Source organism: Streptomyces sp. NPDC079167 (genome assembly GCF_040686735.1).
In the GTDB taxonomy this organism is placed as follows: domain Bacteria; phylum Actinomycetota; class Actinomycetes; order Streptomycetales; family Streptomycetaceae; genus Streptomyces.
The window spans coordinates 267,359-287,431 of sequence record NZ_JBFBLO010000007.1; the positions used below are offsets into that span (position 1 = coordinate 267,359).

The window sequence follows — 20,073 nt, forward strand, 5'->3', positions numbered from 1 at the left end:
AAGTGCCCCCGTGCTCAAGCTAATCGGTCACCGGCCGAGCCTGCGGACAGGCGCACCGTCGAGGTAGGCGCGGATGTCCTCGACCGCGTCACCGTAGTACGCCGCGTAGTTGGCCTGCGACACATAGCCCAGGTGCGGTGTCGCCAGGAGGCGCGGTGCGCCGCGCATCGGGTGGCCCGCCGGGAGCGGCTCGACGTCGAACACGTCCACGCCCGCGCCCGCGATGGCTCCCCGGCGCAGTACGTCGAGCAGCGCGTCCTGGTCGACGATCGCCGCCCGCGAGGTGTTGACCAGGAAGCTTCCGGGCCGCATCAGCCCCAGCTCCTTCGCCCCCAGCAGCCCGCGTGTGCGCTCGCTCAGCACCAGGTGGACGGTGACGAAGTCGCTGGTCTCCAGCAGTTCCTCCTTGGACGCGGCGAGAACCGCCCCGGCCTCCCCGGCCCGCTCCGCGGTCAGGTTCTCACTCCAGGCCACCACGTCCATGCCGAAGGCGCGGCCGACGGCGGCGACCCGGCTGCCGATCTTGCCGAGCCCGAGGATGCCGAGCCTGCGCCCGTGCAGATCGGTTCCCACGGTGGACTGCCAGGGACCGCCCTCACGGAGGGAGTTGGCCTCGGTCACGAGGCCGCGCGCGAGGCCGAGCAGCAGCGCCCAGGTCAGCTCGACGGGCGGGGTCGCCGTGCTGGCGGTGCCGCAGACGGTGACGCCGTGGCGTTGGGCGGCGGCGTGGTCGATGGAGGTGTTGCGCATGCCGGAGGCGACGATCAGTCGGAGCCTGGGCAGCCGTTCGATCAGCGTCGCGGGGAACGGCACGCGCTCCCGGAGGGTCACGACCATGTCGAAGTCGGCCAGGCGGGAGGCGAGTTCGTCCTCCGTCGCGCAGTGCTCGGCGAAGCTGACCACGTCGATGTCGTCGGCGACGGGTGACCAGTCGGCGGCGGTGGCCGCCACCGACTGGTAGTCGTCGAGCACGGCACAGCGGAGCTTCATGGTGGCTTCCCCTTCGACGGTACGGGTACTGGCACTGCGGCAGCACCGGGGAATCTACCGGCCGCGTACCGGGCTCACGCGTCCGGCCAGGCCTCCCTGTTCCGCGCGACGTCGTAGACCCTCTCCACCTGGGTGGGGGTGAACACGCCCGTCAGCGGGGTGAGGACGGACAGCTGACGCTCCCGGCAGACGCGGACGCCGGCCGGTGTGGAGGCCACCTCCAGCGCCGTGACGCCGGTGAACACCAGCACGGTCTGTACGGGCACGTCGAAGGCGCAGTACGCCTCCAGCGCGGCCCGTGCCCGCCGGGCGCCGGGCCGGCCGTCGAGCTCGTACGGCTGCGGGGCGCCGTCGTCGATGTGCAGGGCGCCCTCTGCGATCCGTACCGAAGCCCCGGGGCGGTGATCGGTGCTCACGGCGAACACACCGCCGGGCCCGATGAGCAGGTGCCCGATCTCCGTGCCGTCCGGCAGCGGTACGGAGTGCAGGACCCTCCAGCCGTGCCGGGTCAGCCGCTTGAGCTCCGCCCCGACCCGCCGCTCCCCGGCGAGGGCGCCGCGCCGCGGGTCCGCGTCCTTGTGCCGCCGCAGCGCCCCGGTGGCGACCCGTACGAGCGCGCCGGTCCCGGATTCGCCCAGTTGCTCGCGGAGTTGGGCGCCCGGCCGGCGCGACGCCAGGTCGGTCGCGGGTGTCAGCGCGGGGAGGACGGCCGGCCTCCGGGGCCGCTCCTGCGCAGGCACCACCTCCGACGCGGGCACCCCCTCCGGCGCGGGCACCGCTTCGGGCGCGGGCGCCACGTCCGGAACAGGCACCGCTTCGGGCGCAGGCACCACCTCCGACGCGGGCGCCGCCACGCCCGGAACAGGCGCCACGTCCACCGCGGGCGTCACGTCCACGTCAGGCGCCACGTCCACCTCGGGCGCCGGTCCCCGCACGGGCGGCGCCTCCTGCGCGGCCCCCCGCTTCCGCATCCCCCGCATCGGCGGGATCCGCGGGACCGGAGGCGGCGCGGGCCGGGACCGGGGTCCGGCCGGGGCCTCCTCGCCGACGAGCGCCGGCAGGTCCGGGACCTGGCGTGCGAGCGCGTCGGTCACGGCGTCGCGGTAGCGCGGGTGCAGGACGGTGATCGTGCCGCTGCCCCGGTCCGCCCATCCGATCGCGGTGCCGTCCGGCAGGTTCACATAGAGCCGGTCGTGCCCGAAGAGCTGCCATGACGTGACCTTGAGATCCTGCATCGTGCCCCCTCTGTTCACCCCACCGACGTCCTTGCCTCCCCCAGCCTGTACGGCGGGCCGGCCCCCGCACAGGGCGCAGAGCGGGCGCGCGGAGTCGGGAGCACGGCGTTCCGGAGCAGTCCGGGCCCTGTGTGCCCCGGACTGCTCCGGCGCCCCGGTCAGGCCAGGGGGAGGCCCGGTGCCGGATATGCCTCCATCATGGTCCTCACTTCGTCCCTGACCTTGGAAACGGTCGTTTCGTCACCTGTACGAGCGGCATCGACCACAAGATCGATCCACTGCGCGACCGCACCCATCTCGGAGGAAGGAATACCCCGGGACGTCAGGGCGGGCGTGCCGATACGGATGCCGGACGGGTCGAAGGGCTTACGGGGGTCGTACGGGACGGTGTTGTAGTTGACGACGATCCCGGCCCGGTCGAGCGCCTTGGCCGCGATCTTCCCGGATACGCCCTTGCCCGTGAGGTCGGCCAGCAGCAGATGGTTGTCCGTACCGCCGGAGACGAGGTCGAAGCCGCGTGCCGCCAGCTCCTCGCCCAGCGCACGGGCGTTGGCGACGACCTGGCGGGCGTAGGCCGCGAAGTCCGCCCCGGCCGCCTCCTTCAGCGCTACGGCGATGGCGGCGGTCGTCTGGTTGTGCGGGCCGCCCTGGAGGCCGGGGAAGACGGCGCGGTCGACGGCCTTGGCGTGCTCGGCCCGGGTCAGCAGCATCGCCCCGCGCGGCCCGCGCAGGGTCTTGTGGGTGGTCGTCGACACCACGTCGGCGTACGGGGCGGGCGAGGGGTGCGCACCGCCGGCGATCAGCCCCGCGATATGGGCGACGTCGGCCACCAGAACCGCGCCGACCTCGCGGGCGATCTCCGCGAAGCCGGCGAAGTCGATCACGCGGGGCACGGCGGTGCCGCCGCAGAAGATCAGCTTGGGCCGTTCGGCACGCGCCAGGTCGCGTACCTCGTCCAGGTCGATGCGTCCGGTGTCGCGCCGCACGCCGTAGCGCACGCCCCGGAACCACGTGCCGGTGGCCGAGACGCCCCAGCCATGGGTGAGGTGGCCGCCCATCGGCAGCGACATCCCGAGGACGGTGTCGCCGGGCTCCAGGAACGCCAGGTAGACGGCGAGGTTGGCCGGGGAGCCGGAGTAGGGCTGGACGTTGGCGTGGTCCATCGCGAACAGCGCCTTGGCCCGCTCGACGGCGAGGGTCTCCACCTGGTCGATGACCTGCTGGCCCTCGTAGTAGCGCTTGCCGGGGTAGCCCTCGGAGTACTTGTTCTGCAGGACGGTGCCGGATGCCTCCAGCACGGCGGCGGAGACGTAGTTCTCGCTGGGGATCAGGCGCAGGGTGTCCGCCTGGAGCCGCTCCTCGGCGTCCACCAGGGCGGCGAGTTCCGGGTCGGCTTCTGTCAGGGCGGGGCGTGCCGGAGCGAAAAGGGACGGCGCGGTTCCGGACTGAGCGGAACGGGACGGCGCGGTTCCGGACTGAGCGGGGCGGGGCGGTGCGGGACGGCGTGCATCGGACGGCTGTACGGCCACGGGTTTCCTCCCGGGTCGGTCGCACGGGGGCGACGTGGACCCGGACTGCCCAGGCGGACGGCCTCCGGCGACGACTCCCCGGGACGTGCCCGGGGTGTGCCGCTCCCTCGTGGTCGATTCCACGGAGCACCCTTGCGGGTACGCGCCAGTCGCGGCACTCGGCACTTTACTGCGGGGCCGCCCGTCCCGACACCGTGCGCGGCGCGTGTCAGGCCGAGGTGCGTTTCCGTGCGCCCCCGGACGGCTTCTTCGCCGCGGGCTTCTTCTCGGCGACCTTCTTCGCCGTCGTCTTCCTGGCCGCCTGCTTCTCGGGCGCCGACTTCTTCGCCGGCGGTTTCCCGGAGCTCTTCTTCGCCTCGGTCTTCTTCGCCGCCGTCTTCCTCGGTGCCGTCTTCCTCGGTGCCGCCTTCTTCGGTGCCGCCTTCTTCGAAGAGGCCCCCTCCGAGGACGCCCCGGTCTTCTTGGCGCCGCCGCCCCGGCCGGAGCCGATGTGGTGGACGTCGGCGTCCTTGCTGTCGCCGTCCTCCCCGTGGGACTCCTTCGCCGCCCGCACGCTGTTCTCCAGCGCCGCCATCAGGTCGATCACCTTGCCCTCGGGCTTCTCCGCCTCCTCCGCCAAGGGCTCGCCGGCCGCCTTCGCCGCGACCAGTTCCTCGACCGCCTCGCGGTAGTCGTCGTGGAGCGTGTCCATGTCGGCGTCGCCGAGGGTGTTCATCAGCGCGTCCGCCAGGTCCAGTTCCGCGTCGCGCACCTTGACGCCGGTCTCCGGGGCCACGCCTTCCGGGGCGCGGATCTCGTCCGGCCACAGCAGGCCGTGCATCGCGATCACGTCGCCGGAGACCCGCAGCATGCCGAGCCGCTCCCGCCCCCGCAGGGCGTACTTCGCGACGGCGACCTTGCCGCTGCGCCTGAGGGCCTCGCGCAGCAGGGCGTACGGCTTGGCGGCGGGGACGCCGTTGGCCGAGAGGTAGTAGGCCGAGTCCAGCTGGAGGGGGTCGACGGCCGAGGACGGCACGAACCCCTCGATCTCGATCGTCTTGGCGGTGGGGAGCGGCAGCGAGGCCAGGTCCTCGTCGGTCACGGGGATCACCGTGCCGTCGGCGTCCTCGTACGCCTTGACGGTCTCGGAGGCCGGCACCTCCTCCTCGTCCAGCTCGCAGACCTTGCGGTAGCGGATCCGGCCCCCGTCCTCGACGTGGATCTGCCGGAAGGAGATCGCGTGGTTCTCCGTGGCGTTCATGAGCTTGACCGGGATGCTGACCAGACCGAACGAGATGGAGCCGTTCCAGATGGACCTCACCGTTCACCCCTTACGCCCGCCACGACCACATTCATGCGATTTCATGTGATTCTTATCGTATGACGCCGATCACAGAGGTGGAGGGGCGGCGCCTGGCGCTCAGCAATCTCGACAAGGTGCTGTACCCCGCCACCGGTACGACCAAGGGCGAGGTGCTGCACTACTACGCGGCCACGGCGGCGGACGCGATGCTGCCGCACCTGCGCGACCGTCCGCTGTCCTTCCTGCGGTATCCGGACGGGCCGGAGGGGCTGCGCTTCTTCACCAAGAATCCGCCGCCCGGTACGCCCGACTGGGTGCGTACGGCCCCGGTCCCCCGCAGTGACGACCCCGGTGCCCGGCAGGTGCTCGCCCAGGACCTTCCTTCGCTGATGTGGGCGGCGAACCTGGTGGTGGAGTTCCACACCCATCAGTGGCGGCAGGACGCCCCGGCCGTGGCCGACCGGATGGTGTTCGACCTGGACCCCGGACCGCCCGCGGGCGTCGTCGAGTGCTGCGCGGTCGCCCTCTGGCTGCGGGAGCGGCTGGCGGAGGACGGGCTGTCCTCGTACGGGAAGACCTCGGGCTCGAAGGGGCTGCATCTGCTCGTCCCCCTGGAACCCACCCCCTCCGAGGAGGTGACGGCGTACGCGAGGAGACTGGCGGTGGAGGCGCAGGGGGCGCTGCCCGATCTGGCCGTGTACCGGATGACGCGCGCGCTGCGCCCGGGGAAGGTGTTCGTGGATTTCAGCCAGAACGCCGCCGCGAAGACCACCGCGGCGCCGTACACCCTGCGGGCGAAGGGCAGCCCGACCGTCTCCGCACCCGTCACCTGGGACGAGATCGAGGCCTGCGGGGCGCCGGGCGATCTCCTCTTCCTCGCCGGCGGCATGGCCGAGCGGCTGGAGAGGCACGGAGATCTGCTGGCTCCACTCACCGATCCCGGGCAGGCCCGGCCCTTGCCGGAGGACTGAGAGCGGCGGAGGGTACAGGCCACGCACAGCGCTCCCACAGCCCAGGGCGGGTGCGGCCAGGAAAGGCCGCAAGTGGAGGGTGGATTGTCCTGGGCGTGGTGCACACTCGGCGCAGACGCTGCTGTGCGGGCACGGCTCCGCCGCGTCCGGGGTCCAGGAAACGGGGAGGGTGTGGCGTGTTCACGGGGATCGACGAGGTCGACTGGGCCTCGATGGAGCATGCCTACGGTCCGGCCGACGATGTGCCGGGGCTCCTGTACGGACTCGCCTCCGCCGATCCGGCGGAGCGGGAGTACGCGCTCGACGGCATGTACGGCGCGGTGCACCACCAGGGCGATGTGTACGCCTGCACGCTCGCGTGCATCCCGTTCCTCTTCGAGCTGGCCGTGGACCCCGGGATACGGGACCGGGGCGGCATCGTCGAGCTGCTCACCAGCATCGGCGGCATCGATCTGGACGAGGACGACGAGAACGAGCTGGACGAGGACGAGATCGAGGGCGTGGCGAACTACGCGATGGCCGCGGCCGCCGTGTCCGCCGGTTCCGCGGTGTTCTTCGAGCTGGTGGCCGACGAGGACCCGGGTGTGCGGCTCGCCGCGCCGCTCGCCCTGGCCACCCTGCACGGCCGGCCGGGCAGGGTGCTCGCGCTGCTGCGGGAGCGGCTGCCGGTGGAGGCGGACGACGAGGTGCGGCTGGCGCTCGTCGAGGCCGCGGGCCGGATCGCGCTGCGCCACCGGCCGCTCGCGGGGCAGGCGGCAGACTGGCTGAGCAGGCTCGCCGCCGAGGCGTATCCGCCCGGGCTGCGGCTCGCGGCCCTCGCCCAGCTGGCCAGGTGCGCCCCGGACGCGCTGCCCGGTGACGTCGTACGGGTGGTGTCGGGTCTGCTGCGGGAGCTGCGCTCGCGGCCTTCGCGGCCGGAACCGCCGGCCGCGAAGGCGCCCGGCGGTGACGACGCCGGGGCGGACCGGGCCACCTCACCGACGCTGGTGGGCCAGCTGCGGGAGCTGTCGGCCGGGGAGCCCGCCGGCCGCAGCACCCCGTGGGCCGCCGACCTGCTGCGGACGCTCCACGTCGGCCTGGACGACCGTGTCGAGGACCGTACGGCGCTGCTGGCCGACCAGCTGTGCAGCCCGGACCCCTGGCAGCGCATCGACGCCGTGCGGATGAGCGGCGGGCTGATCCGGGCCTGGCGCGGTTCGTACGAGGGCCTGGTGCGGCTCGTCGGCGTACAGCTCACGGATCCCGAGCCGCGGCTCGCCGAGGCCGCCTCGCACGTGCTGGAGGAGTTGTTCGGGCTGGCGGCGCCCGCTGCCGATGCCCTGGCCGCGCGGGTGGCCGCGGACCCGGGTGCGTGGGTCAGGGCGTGGGCGAGCGGGCCGCCGGGCCTGGGCTCGGCGGTGAAGGCGCTGGCCCGGCTGGGTGACGCCCGGGTGCTGCCCGCGCTGGCGGCGGCCCTGGAGCGGCCGGAGGTGCCGCACGACGTGGGATTCGCGATCCGGTGCCTCGGTGACGCGGCGGCCCCCCTCGCGGGGACGCTGCGGCGCAGGCTCGGCGAGGTCGGCCTGGACGAGGGGGCGTACGACCGGGCGAGCCCGCTGCTCGCCGGGCTGACGGCGCTGCGCGCGGGTGAGGCCGCTCCGGAGGTGCTGCGGGTGCTGCGGGGGGCGCCCGAGTACCGGGGCGAGTGGCTGCGTACGGCGGCCCTTCGGGCGCTGAGGTCGTTCGGGCCGGCGGCCCACTGTGCCGTTCCGGAGCTGCGGCGGCTGATCCGGCGGCCGGGGACCGCGGCGGCGACGGAGGCGGCGGAGGCCCTGTGGGCGGTCACGGGCGACGCGGGCACGGTCCTGCCGGTGCTGGCCGAGGGGCTGCGGGCGGAGCAGGTGCGCGACTGCCGGGCGGCGGTGAGCGCGCTGGGCGGGCTGGGGAGGCGGGCCGAGGCGGTGGCTCCGAGGCTGCGGGGCCTGCTGGCGCACGAGGAGCTGTGGCTCCGTGTCGACGCCGCGATCGCCCTCTGGGAGGTCTCGGGGCGCGCGGACGACTCCGTCCCGGTGCTCCTCTCCGCGTGGGAGCAGAACCGTCACGTCAGGGTCCGGGTCGCGGAATGTCTGGCGCGGATGGGCCCGGCTGGTGCAGGGTCGGACGCGGCACAGGTGCTGCGTGCCGAGCTTCTCTCCGTACGCCGTCACAACGCGATGGACGGCGGCTACGGCAGTCACGACACTTATGAGGACGAGAGGCTGCTGGCGCTCTGCCGGCGGGCACTCCTGGGAGACACGGGGAAAGGAACCACATCATGATCATTTTCGGCACCAAGGGCTACCTCTACCAACTGGCGGTCCTGACGATGGTGTGCGGCTGGTGCGGCAACCCCGCGGCGCACACGCTGCGCAAGCGGGTCACCAAGTTCACGCTGTTCTTCGTGCCGCTGTTCCCGTTCTCGACGAAGTACGCGACGCAGTGCACCTTCTGCGGCGGCGAGCGGCAGATACCGAAGGAGCAGGCCGACCAGCTGCTGGCACAGGCCCAGGGCGGCCAGGACGGCAATCCGTACGGCGCCGCGCAGCAGCAGCCCGGCTACGCGCCCCCCGGCGGCCAGAACCCGTACCAGCGCTGACAGCGCGCCGGGAGCGGCCGAGGAGTGCCACGAAGCTGACATAAGGGAAATAACACCCGCCTCTTGCTACGTTGCGGGGCATGACCGCACCGACGGCGGAGGCACGCCCGCCCGAGCTACGCCTGCCCAAGCGGCGCGGGGTCGAGCTCTCGCTCCTGATCGGGGCCGTGATCGTCTCCGTCTACGGCTACGCCGCCGTCGGCCTCGCCCGGAACGACGCCGTACCTCCCGATGTCGCCGGATACGGCGCCGGTCTCGGCCTCCTCGCCCTGCTCGCCCATCTCGCGGTCCGCTTCCGCGCCCCGTTCGCCGATCCGCTGCTGCTGCCCATCGCCGTGCTGCTCAACGGGCTGGGCCTGGTGCTGATCTACCGGCTGGACCTGGAGACCCCGAGCGACCGGGCGGCGACGACGCAGCTGATCTGGTCCACGCTCGGGGTGGCGTTCTTCATCGCGGTGGTGGTGTTCCTGCGTGACCACCGGGTGCTCCAGCGGTACGCCTATCTTTCGGTCGCCGCCGCCCTCGTCCTGATGATCGTGCCGATCTTCTTCCCGGCGGTGAACGGGGCGAAGATCTGGATCAGGGTGGGCGGATTCTCCTTCCAGCCGGGCGAGTTCGCGAAGATTCTCCTCGCCGTCTTCTTCGCCGCCTACCTCGCGGCGAACCGCAACGCGCTCGCCTACACCGGCCGCAGGATCTGGAAGCTCCAGTTCCCCACCGGCCGGGTGCTGGGCCCGATCGTCGCGATCTGGCTGCTCAGCGTCGGTGTCCTCGTCCTCGAACGGGATCTGGGCACCTCGCTGCTCTTCTTCGGGCTCTTCGTGATCCTGCTCTACGTGGCCACCGGCAGGACCGGCTGGATCGCGGTGGGACTGCTCCTCGCGGCGGCCGGCGCCTTCGCCGTCGGCTCGTTCGAACCCCATGTGCACAGCAGGGTGGAGGACTGGCTGGACCCGTACGCCACGATCGACGCGGGCCAGGGGCCCAGCCAGCTCGCGCAGTCCCTCTTCGCTTTCGCGGCGGGCGGGATGCTCGGCACCGGTCTCGGGCTAGGCCACTCCATCCTCATCGGCTTCGCCGCCAAGTCCGACTTCATCCTGGCCACCGCGGGGGAGGAGCTCGGCCTGGCCGGACTCACCGCGATCTTCCTGCTGTACGCCCTGCTCGTCGCCCGCGGCTTCCGTGCGGGGCTGGCCCTGCGGGACCCCTTCGGGCGGCTCCTGTCGGTCGGTCTCGCCTCGATCCTGGCGCTCCAGGTCTTCGTGATCGCGGGCGGGGTGATGGGGCTGATCCCGCTGACCGGGATGGCGATGCCCTTCCTGGCCCAGGGCGGATCGTCCGTGGTCACCAACTGGATCATCGTGGCGCTGCTCATCCGGGTCAGCGATGTGGCCCGCACACCCGACCCCGCCACGGAGACCGTGCCTGCCGGGGAGGGACCGTGATCCGCCACATCCGGCACGCCGCCGGGTTCTGCCTGCTCCTGCTCCTCGCCCTGCTGGCCAACGCCGCGCGTGTCCAGCTCTTCGAGGCCGACGAGCTCACGACCAACCCCGCCAACCGCCGCACCACCATCGACCGTTACGACCAGCAGCGCGGCAACATCCTGGTCGGCGACGAACCCGTCACCGGGTCGAAGGACACCGGCGAGCAGCTCGCGTACGAGCGCACCTACCGCCACGGGCCGCTGTACGCGCCGGTGACGGGCTACGCCTCGCAGACGTACGGCACCACGCTGCTGGAGAACGCCGAGGACGGCGTCCTCTCCGGCACCGACCCGATCCTGGCCCCGCTCCCGCTGTGGGGGGACATCACCCGCAGCCGGCAGCCCGGCGGCGACGTCGTCACCACCATCGAGGACTCGGTGCAACGCGCGGCGTACGAGGGACTGGACGGCCGGCGCGGCGCGGTCGCCGCCCTGGACCCCGCCACCGGCCGGATCCTGGCGCTGGTCTCCTCCCCGTCGTACGACCCCGAGGTACTCTCCGGCACCGGTTTCGCCGTCACGGACGCCTGGGCGCGGCTCAACCGCGCGGAGAGCCGGCCGATGCTCAACCGGGCCATCCGGCAGACCTACCCGCCCGGCTCCGCCTTCAAGATCGTGACAGCGGCGGCGGCACTGGACGCGGAGGTGGTCACCGATCCGGACGCGGAGACCGACACCCCGTCCCCGTACGTCCTGCCCGGCACCTCGACCGTGCTGCCCGACGAGGCACGCGGCTGCGAGAAGGCGTCCCTGGCGGAGGCGATCCGGGTCTCCTGCAACACGGTGATGGCGCACCTCGGCGTCGAGGTGGGGCTGGACGGGATGCTGGAGGCGGTGGACAGGTTCGGCTTCAACGACGACGGCCTGAAGATCCCGTCCCGGGTCGCCCGCAGCAACTTCGACTCGGACATGAGCGACGACCAGCTGGCCCAGTCCTCGATCGGCCAGTTCGACACGACGGCGACCCCGCTCCAGATGGCCATGGTGGCCTCGGCGGTCGCGAACGGCGGCGATCTCATGCGCCCCCACCTGGTGGAGAAGGTCACCACCGACGACGGTGACACGGTCCGGCAGCAGGGCTCGGACTCGTACCACCGGGCGATGAGCCCGACGACGGCCCAGCAGCTCCAGCGGATGATGGTCGACGTGGTGGAGGACGGCACCGGCACCAACGCGGCGATCGACGGGGTGACGGTCGGCGGCAAGACGGGCACGGCGCAGCACGGGGTCGACAACTCCGGTACGCCGTACGCCTGGTTCATCGCCTGGGCACAGGCACCCGACTCCGGCCGCCCGGCGGTCGCCGTGGCGGTGGTGGTGGAGGACGCGGCGGCGGACCGGGCCGATGTCAGCGGGGGCGGCGACGCGGCTCCGATCGCCCGAGCGGTGATGGAGGCGGCGCTGAATGCCCGAGACTGACCGCATGACTTCAGCGGTGGCGGCGGCGCTGGCCCGGATCGGCGAACTGGATCCGGAGCTGCACGCGTTCACGGAGGTACGGCACGAGGAGGCACTCGCCGAGGAGCGGTCCGCCCGTGGTCTCCCGCTCGCCGGGCTGCCGTTCGCGGTGAAGGGCCGCAGGGGCCTCGGCTCGTACGCGGCCCGCCGCCTGGCCGCCGCGGGGGGCGTCCCGGTCGGCACGACGTCCGTCCCGGGGCCGGGTACCCACTGGCAGACGTGGGGTCAGGGCGCGCACGGCCGTACGGTCAACCCGTGGCGGCCCGACCGCACTCCGGGAGGCTCCTCGGCGGGCTCTGCGGTGGCGGTCGCGGCCCGCATGGTGGAGCTGGCGACGGGCAGCGACGGGGCCGGTTCGGTGCGGATCCCGGCGGCGTGGTGCGGGGTGTTCGGCCTGAAGACGACGAACGGCGCGCTGCCCTCCCCCGACCGCACGGGCCTCGCCTCCCCCGGTGTGCTGGCCGGCTCGGCGGCACGGGCGGAGACATGTCTGCGCCACGTGCTGGACGGCTACGCGCCCCGGCCGGCGCTGCTTCCGGTCCCGGCCGCCTACAGCCCTGACCTGGGCTTCGCGTCCGTGGAGCCGGAGGTGGCCGGGGTGACGCGGGCGGCGGTGGAGCGGCTGGCGGAGGCCGGGGTGATCCGCCTGGTCCAGGACCCCGTCACGCTGCTCGACCCGGCGGAGACGTGGATGGCGGTGCGCGGGGAGTCGACGACCCCCGCCACCCGGGCGCTGCGGGCCGCCAACGACCGCACGCTCGACGGCTTCTTCGCCCGTACGCCCCTGCTCCTCACCCCGGTGACGCCCAACCCGCCGCACGGCCACGAGGGCCCGGGCGACGTCTATTCCACGGCGCTCACCTGGGCGTTCAACCTCAGCGGCCATCCGGCGGCGAGCGTGCCGGCCGGTTTCACCCCGGACGGCTGCCCGGCCGGTCTCCAGCTGGTGACCGACCGGGGGACGGAGGCGGCACTGCTCGGCATCGCGTGCGCGGTGGAACGCGTCCTGCCGCCGCCGGGACCGCCGCGCCGGATCGGCTGACCCGTCAGTTCAGGGGCTCCCGCCGCAGGCGCCACTCGGATGGAACGCCCTCCACCCCGGTGGCCGCCCCGACGACGCCCCCGGTGATGGCGCATGTGGTGTCCACGTCCCCGAAGCCCTCCGCCGTCGACCACAGGGCGGCCTCCAGGTCGCCCGGGTGCCGCGCGGCGGTCCACAGGGCGAACGGCACGGTGTCGTCGGCCCTGATCCGGCTCCCGTTGCCCAGGAGGTCGGCGGCCTTCCACGGCTCGCTCGCGAACGGCACCTCCGCCGCGCGGAGCACTCCGTCGCGCACCGGCCCCTCGGGGGTGTGACCGGCGACCGCCTCCAGCGTGAACTCCCCGCGCACCGACAGTGCCGCGGCGACCGCGACCGCCACGGCACCGGCGACGCCCTCCGGGTGGGCGTGGGTGACGACCGCCGAGAGCACGGCCTGTTCTGCGGCGTGTCCGAGGTCCGCGTGGAAGCGGGCCCCGAGGGGCGCGACCCGCATCGCCGCTCCGTTGCCCAAACTGCCGCCCTCGAATAGCCCCGGCGCGAGGGTGCGCCAGTCGGCCGGTGAGGCCAGCAGCTCCGGCAGCAGCACGTGCATGCCGTGGCCGTAACCACGGGCACGGTCCGCGTCGAAGGCCAGGGCGTAGTACAGGGCGAGCCGGTCCTGCTCGACCTGCCCGTACTCGTCGAGGACCCGCTGCAGGGCCAGCGCCAGCGCGGTGTCGTCGGTCCAGTGCCAGAGGGGCTCGTGCGGGGCACGGCGCGCCCGGACCTCGGCGTAGGCCTGCCGGGGCGGCCGGAAGAGCGGGAACCAGCGCTCCCCGAAGGCGTCACCGAGGGCGAGTGCTTCGAGGCTGCGGCGGGCCGCTTCGGCGTCACCGGGGCCGGGAGGGGAGTTCATGCCCGCCATCCTCCGCCCGCGTACCCGGTACGTACACCGGATATGAGTACGGAAGCTCACGCCCCTCCTCTCCGGCCACGGCAGGCTGGGCACAGTCACCGACCACCAGAGGGAGCCCCACCATGCGCACGGCCGACCGAATCCGCACCACGCTCGGGCTCGCCCTCGCCGGTGTCACCGTCGCCCTGTCCACCACCGCCTGCTCGATGCAGGACGCCGTGTGCGGGGGCGGCGAGTACCCGGTCCTGCACGTGGGCAGCGCCGGCAGCGCGTGCGTGTCCGACGACGAGGAACCGCCCAAGGGCTACGCCCGCTACCCGGAGGGCAAGGTGCCCGAGCGCGTGGACGACAAGTGGTACACGTACTGGAGCACCCGGACCCTCGACGAGAACGGCAGGACCATCGAGATCCCCGAGGAGGGCTGAGGCTGCTCCGGGGCCTGAGTTCAGCCGTCCGTCCCGCCCTCCGCGATCGCCTCCGCGACCTCGGCGACCCGCTCCTGCTCCTCCGCCGCGAAGCGGTCGCGGTCCAGCTGCTCGGCTATCTCCTCGTCCTGGGCCATCAGGAGGTCGAGATTCGAGTCGCCCAGCTCGAAGACACCCATGTCGACGTAGGCCTTCTGGAGCCGTTCGCCCCAGAGGCCGATGTCCTTCACACAGGGGACGATCCGGCTGAAGAGGAGCTTGCGGAAGAGCTGGAGATATTCCGAGTGCTCGGAGAGGTCCTTGGCCTCCTGCTTGCCGATGCCGAAGTTCTCCAGGACCTCGACGCCGCTGAGCCGGTCGCGCATCAGGTAGCAGCCCTCGATGACGAACTCCTCGCGCTCGCGCAGTTCCGCGTCGCTCAGCTGCTTGTAGTAGTCGCGCAGCGCCATCCGCCCGAAGGCCACGTGCCGGGCCTCGTCCTGCATGACGTAGGCGAGGATCTGCTTGGGCAGCGGCCTGGTCGTGGTGTCGCGGATCATGCCGAACGCGGCGAGCGCGAGCCCTTCGATGAGGACCTGCATGCCGAGGTAGGGCATGTCCCAGCGGGAGTCGCGCAGGGTGTCTCCGAGCAGCCCCTGGAGGTTGTCGTTGACCGGGTAGAGCATCCCGATCTTCTCGTGCAGGAAGCGGCCGTAGATCTCCGCGTGCCGCGCCTCGTCCATGGTCTGGGTCGCGGAGTAGAACTTCGCGTCCAGGTCGGGGACGGACTCCACGATCCGCGCGGCGCAGACCATGGCGCCCTGCTCACCGTGGAGGAACTGGCTGAACTGCCAGGAGGTGTAGTGCTTGCGGAGCTCGCCACGGTCCCGCTCGGTCATCTTGGCCCAGTGCGGGGTGCCGTGGAGCGTCAGGGCCTCGTCCGGGGTGCCGAGCGGGTCGGCGGGGTCGACCTCCAGGCTCCAGTCGATGCGCTTGTTGCCGTCCCACTGCTTGTCCTTGCCCTTCTGGTAGAGGGCGAGGAGGCGTTCGCGGCCGTCGTCGTAGTCCCAGCTGAAACGGGCCGCGCCCGTGGCGGGCACCTGCCATGTCGGCGCGGCGGGTGGGGTGATGTAGAGGTCGTGTGTCGACACGGACAGCTCCTTCGCCCGGCGAGGATCGTGCATTCCGTGGTGCTGACGTCAGTTGGCAGGTTCACACGTTGGTAGACACGCGGTCAACAAGTCGCGCACGAGGGATTGACTCCCTTGCTGACAGGCAGTCTCATAATTCATGAGCGAAACCTGACCGCCGGTAACCCCTCTGCGAGGTGCCTTCAGCCGTGACGACAGTGACCGACGAGGACATACAGGCGCTGCGCGATGCGCTCGGCCCCCTCAAGGACCGTGAACAGGTGGCGGCCCGCCTGCTCGAGGCCTCGGCCAAGCACTCCTTCGACCCGGACACCGAGCTCGACTGGGCTTCGGCCGTCGAGGACGGCAAGTGGTTCTGGCCGCCCGAGCTGGTCTCCCTCTACGACACCCCGCTGTGGCGGAAGATGTCCGAGGAACAGCGGATGGACCTGGCCCGCCACGAGGCGGCGTCGCTGGCCTCGCTCGGGATCTGGTTCGAGATCATCCTGATGCAGCTGCTCGTCCGGCACATCTACGACAAGTCCGTGACCAGCAAGCACGTCCGCTACGCCCTCACCGAGATAGCCGACGAGTGCCGGCACTCCATGATGTTCGCCCGCATGATCGAGTGGGGCGGTGCTCCCGCCTACCCGGTCCCCCGGCGCTACCACAACCTGGCGCGGGTGCTGAAGACCGTCTCCACCACTCCCGGTTCGTTCGCCGCGACCCTGCTCGGCGAGGAGATCCTGGACTGGATGCAGCGGCTGACCTTCCCCGACGAGCGCGTCCAGTCACTCGTACGCGGAGTGACCCGCATCCACGTGGTCGAGGAGGCGCGGCACGTGCGTTACGCCCGTGAGGAGCTGCGGCGCCAGATGGTGACCGCTCCCCCCTGGCAGCGCAGGCTCACCCGGCTCAACTGCGGGGAGGCGGCGCGTGTGTTCTCCGTCTGCTTCGTGAACCCGCAGGTGTACGAGAACGTCGGCCTGGACCGCCACGAGGCCGTCGCGCAGGTGAAGGCGAGCGGCCACCGGGCGGAGGTCATGCAGACGGGAGCGAAGCGGCTCACGGACTTCTTCGACGACATCGGCGTGCTCAACGGGGTGGGACGCAGGCTGTGGAAGAGCTCGGGTCTGCTGGCCTGAGGCAGCCCCCCGGGTGCCGGCCGGCCTTAGGCTTCGGAGTATGACCTCCGCACCCGCAGCACCGCCGGCCCGCGCATACCGACGGCTCGGTGTCGAGGAACGCCGCGCCCAACTGCTGGGCGCGGCGCTCACGCTCTTCGCCCACCGGGCGCCGGACGACGTGTCGATCGACGAGGTGGCGGCGGCGGCCGGGGTCTCCCGGCCGCTCGTCTACCGCTACTTCCCCGGCGGCAGGCAGCAGTTGTACGAGGCGGCGCTCGGGTCGGCCGCCGAGCAGCTGACGCTCTGCTTCGCGGAACCCGCGGTCGGCCCGCCCACGGAGCGCGTCAGCCGGGTCCTCGACCGCTACCTCGGTTTCGTCGACCAGCACGACGCCGGCTTCAGCGCCTTGCTGCGCGGGGGCAGTGTGGCCGAGACCTCCCGCACCTCCACCATCGTGGACGGTGTGCGCAGGTCGGCGGCCGAGCAGATCCTGCTCCATCTCGGCCGGGGCCGTGGCCCGGGGCAGGAACCGGCCGGGCCGCGCCTGCGGATGATGGTGCGCACCTGGATCGCCGCCGTGGAGGCCGCGTCCCTGATCTGGCTGGACGAGGAGAAGCAGCCGGCCGCCTCGGACCTGCGGGGCTGGCTGGTCGACCATCTGATGGCCCTGCTCGCGGCCACCGCGGCCTCGGACGAGGAGACGGAGGCCGTGGTGGCGGACCTGCTGAGCAAGGAGACCGCCGACGGCCCCGCCGGACGGCTCGCGACGCTGATCATCCCGGTGGCAGGCCGGGCCGCGCACCTGCTGCCGCCCGGCTGATCCGGCGGGGCCGGACAGGCGCCCCGGCGGCCGCCTGGGTCAGACTGGCAGCGTGAAAAGCGAGAACACGCACTTCCGTGGCGGGCCCCTGGACGGCCGGGTGCTGCCCGTCCTGCTCGGGCCCACCGGCCATCCGCCCAAGTGGTACGAGGTCCCGGTGCCGGACGCCGACGGCGGGCCCGCCACCGTGTACGCCTACCGGCGCGCTCCGGCGGGTTATTCGAAGCGCCTCGGGCTGCAGCGCGGCTGGGTGTACGAGTTCGCCCCCGGGGGCCGTGAGCGTTTCGCCCCCAAGTGGCCCTGGACCAGGCCCCGCAGCGGGTCCTGAGCGGCGTCGAGGCCCCCGCCCGTAAGATCTGCGGTCAGGTGCCGAGGGCACGGTCACAAGGGGGGTGCGCCATGGAGGCGCTGCGTCAGGACGATCCACGCCGCTTCGGCCCGTACACCACGCTGGCGCGCCTCCGCGAGAGCGCCGGCGCCGTGCACTTCCTGACCCGGGGCGAGAACCGCGACGACCTCGTCGTGGTGACGGCCGCCCGGCCCGCCCTCGCCTCCGTGCCCGCCTTCCGTCGCCGCTTCCGGTCCGAGGCCCGCACCGCGGAGCGGCTGGCCGGCGGATGGGTGCAGCCGCCGCTCGCCACGCCGGACGACGAGGGCCTGTGGACGGCCACGGCCTATGTGCCGGCGGTGACGCTCGCCGAGGCGATCGGCCTCGCCGGTCCGCTGCCCGAGCGTGCCGTACGGATACTGGGCGCGGGTCTGGCCGAGACCCTCTCCCGGGTCCACGCCACCGGGGCCGTGCTGCAGGGGCTGGCGCCTGAGACGGTGCTGCTGGCCGAGGACGGCCCACGGCTGACCGCGTTCGGGCCTCTGGGGGCCGCTGCCTCCGCCGAGGCGCGGGAGGGTGGGCAGCTGTCCGTACGGCTGGGCTACCTCACCCCCGAGCAGGTCGAGGGCAGGGAAGTGGGTCCGGCGTCCGACCTGTTCGTCCTGGGCCTGCTGCTGGCGTACGCGGCGACGGGGACGACCCCGCTCGCCGAGGGCCCCGCGGAGGAGGCCGCGGAGCGGATCGCCCACGGGTCCGCCGAACTCGGCGCCGTACCCGACGATCTGCGCGCGCTGATCGCGCGGTGCCTGGCGAAGGACCCGGACGACCGGCCGGGTGCCGGGTCGGCCGCCGCCGAACTGGCGCTGGAGGGCGCGGCGGGGCTCGCCAAGGGCGGCTGGCTTCCCGGGCCGCTGGCGGCGGCCGTGACGGACCAGGCGGCGCGGGTGCGCGCGCTGGAGGCGCCGGACCGTGAAGGGACGGCCGGGGCCGCCGGCGAGCCCGCCGATGCGGTGCCCAGCGGCGGTGGCGACATCGGCGAGGACAGCCGGACCACCCGTTTCCTGGGGACCGGGGCGCGCGCACCGCACTCCGACCGGGCGACGACCCAGCTCGCCGTTCCTCAGGAAGCGGCCGCACCCGTACCTCCGCGCACCCCTCCGCCCGCGCCCGCCCGGCCCTACCCCTACGCCTGTCCGGCCGCCGCACCGCAGGGCGCGCCCGCCGTGCCCGCACCGCTCCCCCAGGCCCTGCCCACCGCCCTGCCCGCCGCCGCACCGCGCCCCGCGGCCGCCCCGGCCCCCAGCCGGCGCGCGCTGCTCACCACCGTCGCCGCCGGTGCGGCCGGCCTGGTCCTGGGCGGGGCGGCCGTGTCCGTCCTCGGGTCCGACGAGCCCGCCTCGGCGGCCGACGAGAAGCCGGTCGCCGAGCCGCGCCCCACGGTCCCCGGCCGGGCGCCGGATCCCCGGTGGATGTACACCCACCCGGCCACCGCGCCGGCGCCGCTCACCGCGGGCGTCTGGCGGGACGAACTGCTGGTGCTGACGGACACGGCGGGGGCGACCGCCGTGAGCCTTCGGACCGGGCGCAAGATCTGGGAGCGCGCCGACGCCGCGGGCGGCCAGGCGGTGCCAGCGGCCGGGGACGGCCTGTGCTTCCTGGCGAGCCCCACCGAGTTCCTCTGGCTGGCGCCGAAGGACGGGCGGGTCGTGCACCGGGTGCGCTTCGTGGACCAGTTCACCGGCGTACCGGACATGAAGGTGGCTCCGCTCACCGGGGTGTCCGGCACGGTCCTCTGGTTCACCGGCTCCCACACCGTCACGCAGAAGGCGCCGAAGCCGAAGAAGGGCAAGAAGCCCGGTAAGGACAAGCAGGTCGTCAAGGCGTACTTCTTCGCGTACGACTTCGTGCGGCGCGAGGAGCTCTGGCGCGTCGCCGTCCCCGCCGGCCGGGCGCCCGGCACCCCGGCCTACGAGCTGGTCGCCCTCGGGAAGGCCGACCTCGTCGTACGCCAGGACGCGGACACGCTCACTCCCGCCGATGCCTCGGCGGGCAAGGGCAGGGCGACCTTCCGCTGCTTCGACCGTACGACGGGGAAGCAGCTGTGGACCCGGCAGTTCGGCAAGGTCGGGCCGGCCGGCGCGGCGGCGGGCGACGGGGAAGGGCGGCTGTACGGCGCGGTCGGCGACGACCTCCAGGCCTTCGATACGGGCACGGGGAAGCCGGTCTGGACGCTGAACGGCACCGAGTCGTCCGTCTTCGGCACGCCCGTCCCCGCCGGGACGCTGCTCCACACCACCAATCGCAACCAGGAGGTCGGCGCGGTGGAGCGGGCGACCGGGAAACAGGTCTGGCGGCGGTCCACCGAGGTTCCGCTCGGCCAGGACGCCCCCGTGCTCACGCTGAGCGGTGGCGGGAAGACACTGCTGGCCGCGGACGCCACGCAGGTGACCGCGTTCGCCGCGGCGGACGGGCGCCGGCTGTGGAAGTTCCAGGACATCGGGGCCCAGGACCCGGGGGGCGCTACCGTCAGTGCTCCGTACCGGGTGCTGGCCACCGGGCGGACGGCTGTCGTCCAGCGCGAGCGGGCTTTCTACGCGTTCCCCGCGGAGTGACCTCCAGGCGTCCACCGTTCGGGGCATTCCCCCGGGCGGCACGCCGGGCGGTCCTTGCATCACCCGGGGCCGAGTGACCGGATGGACGAGATCCGAGCACTTGTGGGGTAGTCCGATTAATCGGCCTCGCCCCTGTCACCGGAGGTGATG

At 73.0% G+C, this 20,073-nt stretch carries 17 protein-coding genes and 1 riboswitch; of the genes, 11 read left to right on the plus strand and 6 right to left on the minus strand.

Translation table 11 applies throughout. The features are described from left to right. Positions 1–27 precede the first annotated feature (27 nt). From AB0P41_RS17450 to AB0P41_RS17465, 4 genes are all read right to left on the minus strand, one after another. Positions 28–990, minus strand: a complete 963-nt coding sequence (locus AB0P41_RS17450; protein ID WP_365932732.1) for a D-2-hydroxyacid dehydrogenase family protein — start codon at positions 988–990, stop codon at positions 28–30. A 74-nt stretch (positions 991–1,064) separates the two neighbouring features. After that, a complete protein-coding gene (locus AB0P41_RS17455; protein ID WP_365932734.1) occupies positions 1,065–2,225 on the minus strand; it encodes an NERD domain-containing protein in 1,161 nt (386 codons plus the stop codon). Positions 2,226–2,383: 158 nt separating this feature from the next. Beyond that, complete coding sequence (glyA, locus tag AB0P41_RS17460) at positions 2,384–3,628, minus strand: serine hydroxymethyltransferase (protein ID WP_365932845.1); 1,245 nt, start codon at positions 3,626–3,628, stop codon at positions 2,384–2,386. A 166-nt stretch (positions 3,629–3,794) separates the two neighbouring features. After that, a riboswitch (ZMP/ZTP riboswitch) is annotated at positions 3,795–3,917 on the minus strand. Between the two features lie 45 nt (positions 3,918–3,962). After that, positions 3,963–5,054 carry a Ku protein gene (locus AB0P41_RS17465; protein WP_365932735.1) on the minus strand — a complete coding sequence of 364 codons (1,092 nt, stop codon included), beginning with the start codon at positions 5,052–5,054 and terminating at the stop codon, positions 3,963–3,965. Positions 5,055–5,113: 59 nt separating this feature from the next. Between AB0P41_RS17465 and ligD the strand changes: the two genes are divergently transcribed. The 6 genes from ligD (at position 5,114) to AB0P41_RS17495 (ending at position 12,607) form a co-directional block, all read left to right on the plus strand. Beyond that, positions 5,114–6,007, plus strand: coding sequence for a non-homologous end-joining DNA ligase (ligD, locus tag AB0P41_RS17470; RefSeq protein WP_365932737.1), 894 nt, complete (start codon positions 5,114–5,116; stop codon positions 6,005–6,007). Between the two features lie 176 nt (positions 6,008–6,183). After that, positions 6,184–8,304, plus strand: coding sequence for a PBS lyase (locus AB0P41_RS17475; RefSeq protein WP_365932739.1), 2,121 nt, complete (start codon positions 6,184–6,186; stop codon positions 8,302–8,304). Beyond that, positions 8,301–8,621 carry a zinc-ribbon domain-containing protein gene (locus AB0P41_RS17480; RefSeq protein WP_356711659.1) on the plus strand — a complete coding sequence of 107 codons (321 nt, stop codon included), beginning with the start codon at positions 8,301–8,303 and terminating at the stop codon, positions 8,619–8,621. Before AB0P41_RS17475 ends, AB0P41_RS17480 begins: the two co-directional genes overlap by 4 nt. A gap of 80 nt (positions 8,622–8,701) precedes the next feature. Further along, positions 8,702–10,066, plus strand: coding sequence for an FtsW/RodA/SpoVE family cell cycle protein (locus AB0P41_RS17485; RefSeq protein ID WP_356711661.1), 1,365 nt, complete (start codon positions 8,702–8,704; stop codon positions 10,064–10,066). Then, on the plus strand, positions 10,063–11,526 hold the full coding sequence (locus AB0P41_RS17490) for a penicillin-binding protein 2 (protein WP_365932741.1): 1,464 nt from the start codon (positions 10,063–10,065) through the stop codon (positions 11,524–11,526). Before AB0P41_RS17485 ends, AB0P41_RS17490 begins: the two co-directional genes overlap by 4 nt. 4 nt (positions 11,527–11,530) lie before the next feature. Beyond that, positions 11,531–12,607 (plus strand): amidase family protein, encoded by a 1,077-nt coding sequence (locus AB0P41_RS17495; protein ID WP_365932743.1) that lies wholly within the window; start codon positions 11,531–11,533, stop codon positions 12,605–12,607. 4 nt (positions 12,608–12,611) lie between these two features. On the opposite strand, the gene AB0P41_RS17500 is transcribed toward AB0P41_RS17495, so the two are convergent. After that, entirely contained in the window at positions 12,612–13,502 is an 891-nt protein-coding gene (locus tag AB0P41_RS17500) for an ADP-ribosylglycohydrolase family protein (RefSeq protein ID WP_365932745.1), read from the minus strand. A gap of 122 nt (positions 13,503–13,624) precedes the next feature. Between AB0P41_RS17500 and AB0P41_RS17505 the strand changes: the two genes are divergently transcribed. Further along, positions 13,625–13,927 carry a hypothetical protein gene (locus tag AB0P41_RS17505; protein ID WP_356711668.1) on the plus strand — a complete coding sequence of 101 codons (303 nt, stop codon included), beginning with the start codon at positions 13,625–13,627 and terminating at the stop codon, positions 13,925–13,927. Between the two features lie 20 nt (positions 13,928–13,947). Here the strand turns inward: AB0P41_RS17505 and AB0P41_RS17510 are convergent, their stop codons facing one another. Next, the gene (locus AB0P41_RS17510) at positions 13,948–15,057 is read right to left on the minus strand and encodes a ferritin-like domain-containing protein (protein ID WP_356711670.1); all 1,110 of its coding nucleotides are present in this window, start codon (positions 15,055–15,057) and stop codon (positions 13,948–13,950) included. A gap of 188 nt (positions 15,058–15,245) precedes the next feature. Between AB0P41_RS17510 and AB0P41_RS17515 the strand changes: the two genes are divergently transcribed. From AB0P41_RS17515 to AB0P41_RS17530, 4 genes are all read left to right on the plus strand, one after another. Continuing rightward, on the plus strand, positions 15,246–16,181 hold the full coding sequence (locus AB0P41_RS17515) for a diiron oxygenase (protein ID WP_356711672.1): 936 nt from the start codon (positions 15,246–15,248) through the stop codon (positions 16,179–16,181). Between the two features lie 40 nt (positions 16,182–16,221). Then, positions 16,222–16,983 carry a TetR/AcrR family transcriptional regulator gene (locus AB0P41_RS17520; protein WP_356711674.1) on the plus strand — a complete coding sequence of 254 codons (762 nt, stop codon included), beginning with the start codon at positions 16,222–16,224 and terminating at the stop codon, positions 16,981–16,983. A gap of 52 nt (positions 16,984–17,035) precedes the next feature. Next, the gene (locus tag AB0P41_RS17525; protein WP_365932747.1) at positions 17,036–17,311 is read left to right on the plus strand and encodes a hypothetical protein; all 276 of its coding nucleotides are present in this window, start codon (positions 17,036–17,038) and stop codon (positions 17,309–17,311) included. Between the two features lie 71 nt (positions 17,312–17,382). Next, complete coding sequence (locus tag AB0P41_RS17530; RefSeq protein WP_365932749.1) at positions 17,383–19,923, plus strand: PQQ-binding-like beta-propeller repeat protein; 2,541 nt, start codon at positions 17,383–17,385, stop codon at positions 19,921–19,923. Positions 19,924–20,073 lie beyond the last annotated feature (150 nt).

Coding starts and splice junctions, on each gene's coding strand:
- AB0P41_RS17455 (WP_365932734.1), bottom strand. CDS start 2,225: ATGCAGGATCTCAAGGTCACGTCATGGCAGCTCTTCGGGCACGACCGG.
- ligD (WP_365932737.1), top strand. CDS start 5,114: ATGACGCCGATCACAGAGGTGGAGGGGCGGCGCCTGGCGCTCAGCAAT.
- AB0P41_RS17520 (WP_356711674.1), top strand. CDS start 16,222: ATGACCTCCGCACCCGCAGCACCGCCGGCCCGCGCATACCGACGGCTC.
- AB0P41_RS17485 (WP_356711661.1), top strand. CDS start 8,702: ATGACCGCACCGACGGCGGAGGCACGCCCGCCCGAGCTACGCCTGCCC.
- AB0P41_RS17500 (WP_365932745.1), bottom strand. CDS start 13,502: ATGAACTCCCCTCCCGGCCCCGGTGACGCCGAAGCGGCCCGCCGCAGC.
- AB0P41_RS17480 (WP_356711659.1), top strand. CDS start 8,301: ATGATCATTTTCGGCACCAAGGGCTACCTCTACCAACTGGCGGTCCTG.
- AB0P41_RS17495 (WP_365932743.1), top strand. CDS start 11,531: ATGACTTCAGCGGTGGCGGCGGCGCTGGCCCGGATCGGCGAACTGGAT.
- AB0P41_RS17505 (WP_356711668.1), top strand. CDS start 13,625: ATGCGCACGGCCGACCGAATCCGCACCACGCTCGGGCTCGCCCTCGCC.
- AB0P41_RS17450 (WP_365932732.1), bottom strand. CDS start 990: ATGAAGCTCCGCTGTGCCGTGCTCGACGACTACCAGTCGGTGGCGGCC.
- AB0P41_RS17530 (WP_365932749.1), top strand. CDS start 17,383: ATGGAGGCGCTGCGTCAGGACGATCCACGCCGCTTCGGCCCGTACACC.